The organism is Xenorhabdus eapokensis, assembly GCF_001908105.1.
In genome coordinates this window covers 1-3,477 of record NZ_MKGQ01000077.1, presented here as the reverse complement: position 1 = coordinate 3,477, position 3,477 = coordinate 1, and the positions used below count along the sequence as shown (strand labels likewise).

Genomic DNA, 3,477 nt, shown 5'->3' with positions numbered 1-3,477 from the left:
TGAAAAACGTTTTTGGCGAGGTCAATGCCAATGACTTTAATCGCATTCATGAGATGTTCTCCCGAAATTCAGTGCATCGGAAAAAAAGATGGCACTATTAATGCTGAAAAAGGGGACGTCCATCACATCACTACACTGTTCCCGCGGACCGTGCTTTCCAGTCAGCGGTGGTCAGGGTATCGGCAATACGTTTAGCACGGATATACTCGGGTCCTTGCCACCATAAGGGGGTATTGCAGGGAATGGCTAACACGAAGGGCTGGTATCGGGACTCCAGCCAGACTCTTAGACGACGGTCACGGCCATAAACTTCATCCGCGGTCACCCAGCGACAGGGAACGCCGGCATCCAATGTTCGTTCCAGCATCTGCCGGGCTAACTGGGGTTTCGTTGCAATGTACTATGTCTACATTTTACTCAATTTTGTGGCGGTGAAAAGTTTTTAGAGGTTCCGATATATCTTGACAGGGAAAGATAGTGGATAAAAACCCTAAATAATATAATAAATTTGTTCATGACATGTTTTATTAATGTTTTTTTGTGTATTTTTTGTACAATGAATCAAAAATACTATTTTTTTATCTTTATTGCCATTGTAGGGATTGAAAAATATCTAATCTTAAACATAATAGGCTATTCAAAATTTTCTTCATAACTGTGTAAATGTAAAATATAGATTGATTATAAATAATCATATGAGGACTAACAAAACTCAAGAGGGTACATACTCTATTATTTATATTATAATGATGTTTAATTTATTATTTATGAAAAGCCAGAATAATAACCACACTAAATTTTTTGCTCTATCTTTGTCATATGAATTGATGAGTATTATTTAAAACTCTGTAGGGAGATAATGTTTAGATTAATGAAATTAATTATTTTTAAAATGGAGTAATATCATAATTAAATTATTATTGTTGTTGTTAAATGTTAAATGTTAAATGTTAAATGTTAAATGTTAAATGTTATTTAATAATACATCTGATTTTTTGATAAAAAATGCTTTAGTAAACAGACGAAAATATTGCTATTGGGAATGAAAAAGTGAATTATTAATTCTAATTGAATAAAGATCTATGTATACCATTGTTACTAAACTCGGATAGCAAGTAAGTAATATCGATAACAAAATAGTTTATTAAAGATTCACGCCCTCTAAAATAAAGAATTAAAATTATAACCATTTGTAATTACTTAAAGTTAGCAATATATGAAATTACCAACAAGCAGTTAGAGAAATAAATTTCCTTTTCTCATCCTTGTTCTTTTTAGAAGAAGGTTGTCAGCAAGAGCACCAACAGTATGATTTTAATTAATAAATTGTCTTAATAGTGGATGATAGTTACTGTAAATAGATTAAAAGTATTTCCCGAAAAGACCGAGGTGGAAAAATTTCTAATGAGTTATTCATGAGAGTACATATGTGTTTACTTCGAATATACTAATGTAGTACTCATTATGTGAATCCACCATTTAAATAAGGTAACAATAAAATGTCTACGAAGGTTTCAATTATATTACTTGCTATCGCAATGTTTGCTATCACCTTTGCTGTCAACATTCAGACCCCACTTTATAGCCAATATGCATCCATGAGTAATGTAGGGACAACTGCTGTGACTCTTGCCTTTGCTGCTTATGTATTAGGTTTGATGCCTACGCTATTATTCTTAGGAGGTTTATCCGATAGGGTTGGGAGGCGACTTCCTATTTCTATTGCATTATTTTTAACAATAGTAGCAACATTTTTACTTATTCTTTATCCAGGCTGGGGAAGTTTGTTTATTTCACGGTTATTGCTTGGGATCGGTACAGGGTTAGCGACCACATCAGGTACAGCATATATGACAGAACTGATGGGAGAAGCTAAGGCAGATAAAGCTGCTCTTCTCGTCACATCAATGACCTCACTTGGTTTCGGTAGTGGTGCATTAGCAACCAGTATTAGTTTAAAATTTCAGGGAACTACATTCACTCCATATAGTTATGAAGCTTTCATTGCATTTGCCCCCGTACTGGCAATCATCACCCTAATGATGTCCAAAGCGTATACCCGTAAAAATGTCTCAATGCTCAGACTGCCGACATTCCCAGCAGGGACTTGGATTTACGGTATAGCCATTGCTATTGCATGGTCAACTACTGGCATGATTATTGGAGTAATACCTCTCGAACTTGAGAGATTGGCACTGAGTGATTGGACCGGGATGACAGTTTTTTTGGCTGTATTCGTGGGTTTTTTAAGTCAACCTCTTGCCAGATGTTTATCTAACGAAAGTTCATTGCGAATCGGATTCATTTTAACTTTCCTAGGTTTTGTGGTGATTGTTATTGGCGTTAATTACGTATCTCCCAGTTTGATCTTAATAGGTACTGCATTAACCAGCGCATCTAGCTATGGATTTATTTATCTTGCAGCGTTGTTTTTATTTTCATCTAAGGACCCTCACAACCGCGCTCGTTCAGTCGCTGGGATGTTCATATATGCCTACGTTGGTTTTTCTCTACCTGTAATTGGCAGTGGTGTTATTGCTGATTTGTTTGGGAATGAAAAAGCACTGGAGATATTTCTCTTATTCCAGATCATAGCAATTATATGTTCACTAATAACATGGAGGATATTCGCAAAAATTCGAAAATTACATTGAGTTAGTCAATTTAAATAATTTCACTATAGGAAATATTATCAAATGAATAATATTAGGTTACTGATCTCTCAGAGAACGCTGTCAGAAAAAGGTACAGGTTGGCATAAAGAGGTATTTGATAATTTAAGAAATAAACTCAATGACCCTGATTTTCCATGTGTTTTTTCAAAACGTGCATTTAGGAAAGAATTGTTGATGTTTATTTTTGTTGAAAATAATTCAAATGAGGAGTTAAATCATTTAATTGAAGCGCTCAAAGAATTCATAGCCATTGAGAGAAAATGGAATAAAGAAATTGATACTGCTTATCCACTGGTTGTTGCATTCTCCAAAGACGCAATTTCTGCCAACAACATAGAGGGTTATCACAATTACGGTTGGAGTATTTTGCAAAAGCTTCATGATAATGATGTCGCCCCTTGGCCTGAAAATGTTGGAATAGATCCTGATGCAGAAGGCTGGTCAATGTGTTTTGACGGTATGCAGTTATTTATCAATATGAGCACGCCAGAAAATAAAAAAAGGCGTAGTAGAAACTTAGGAGGCCATTTAATCTTTATTATTAATCCACGGGAACGATTCGATGTAATTGCGGGAGAAAATCTTATTGGTAGAAAAATCCGTAATAATATTAGAAAACGAGTTGCAAACTATGATGGCATGGAGCGTGCTAGACAACTTGGTTCTTATGCAACTGGGGCACTGGAATGGTGGCAATATGGTTTAAATAAGATTTCATAATAGCGCTACACTCCTTTTTTTCATGCCCGGTTTTTGATGTGATGAATATGATCCCAAAAATTCATCGACATCTTTGAGCAAC

At 35.2% G+C, this 3,477-nt stretch carries 2 protein-coding genes and 1 pseudogene; 2 read left to right on the top strand and 1 reads right to left on the bottom strand.

Annotated features, from left to right (window positions below; translation table 11 throughout):
• Positions 1 to 136: 136 nt before the first annotated feature.
• A pseudogene (locus tag Xedl_RS35800) lies at positions 137 to 394 on the bottom strand (transposase); the annotation flags it as partial.
• Between the two features lie 1,105 nt (positions 395 to 1,499).
• Here Xedl_RS35800 and Xedl_RS19120 point away from each other — a divergent pair.
• Both Xedl_RS19120 and Xedl_RS19115 read left to right on the top strand, forming a co-directional pair.
• Entirely contained in the window at positions 1,500 to 2,654 is a 1,155-nt protein-coding gene (locus tag Xedl_RS19120) for an MFS transporter (protein WP_074025297.1), read from the top strand.
• A gap of 42 nt (positions 2,655 to 2,696) precedes the next feature.
• On the top strand, positions 2,697 to 3,395 hold the full coding sequence (locus tag Xedl_RS19115) for a YqcI/YcgG family protein (RefSeq protein WP_074025296.1): 699 nt from the start codon (positions 2,697 to 2,699) through the stop codon (positions 3,393 to 3,395).
• Positions 3,396 to 3,477: the final 82 nt, after the last annotated feature.

Bases quoted from the DNA above. Each gene is read 5' to 3' on its own strand.
- Xedl_RS19120 (WP_074025297.1), top strand. From the start codon at position 1,500: ATGTCTACGAAGGTTTCAATTATATTACTTGCTATCGCAATGTTTGCT.
- Xedl_RS19115 (WP_074025296.1), top strand. From the start codon at position 2,697: ATGAATAATATTAGGTTACTGATCTCTCAGAGAACGCTGTCAGAAAAA.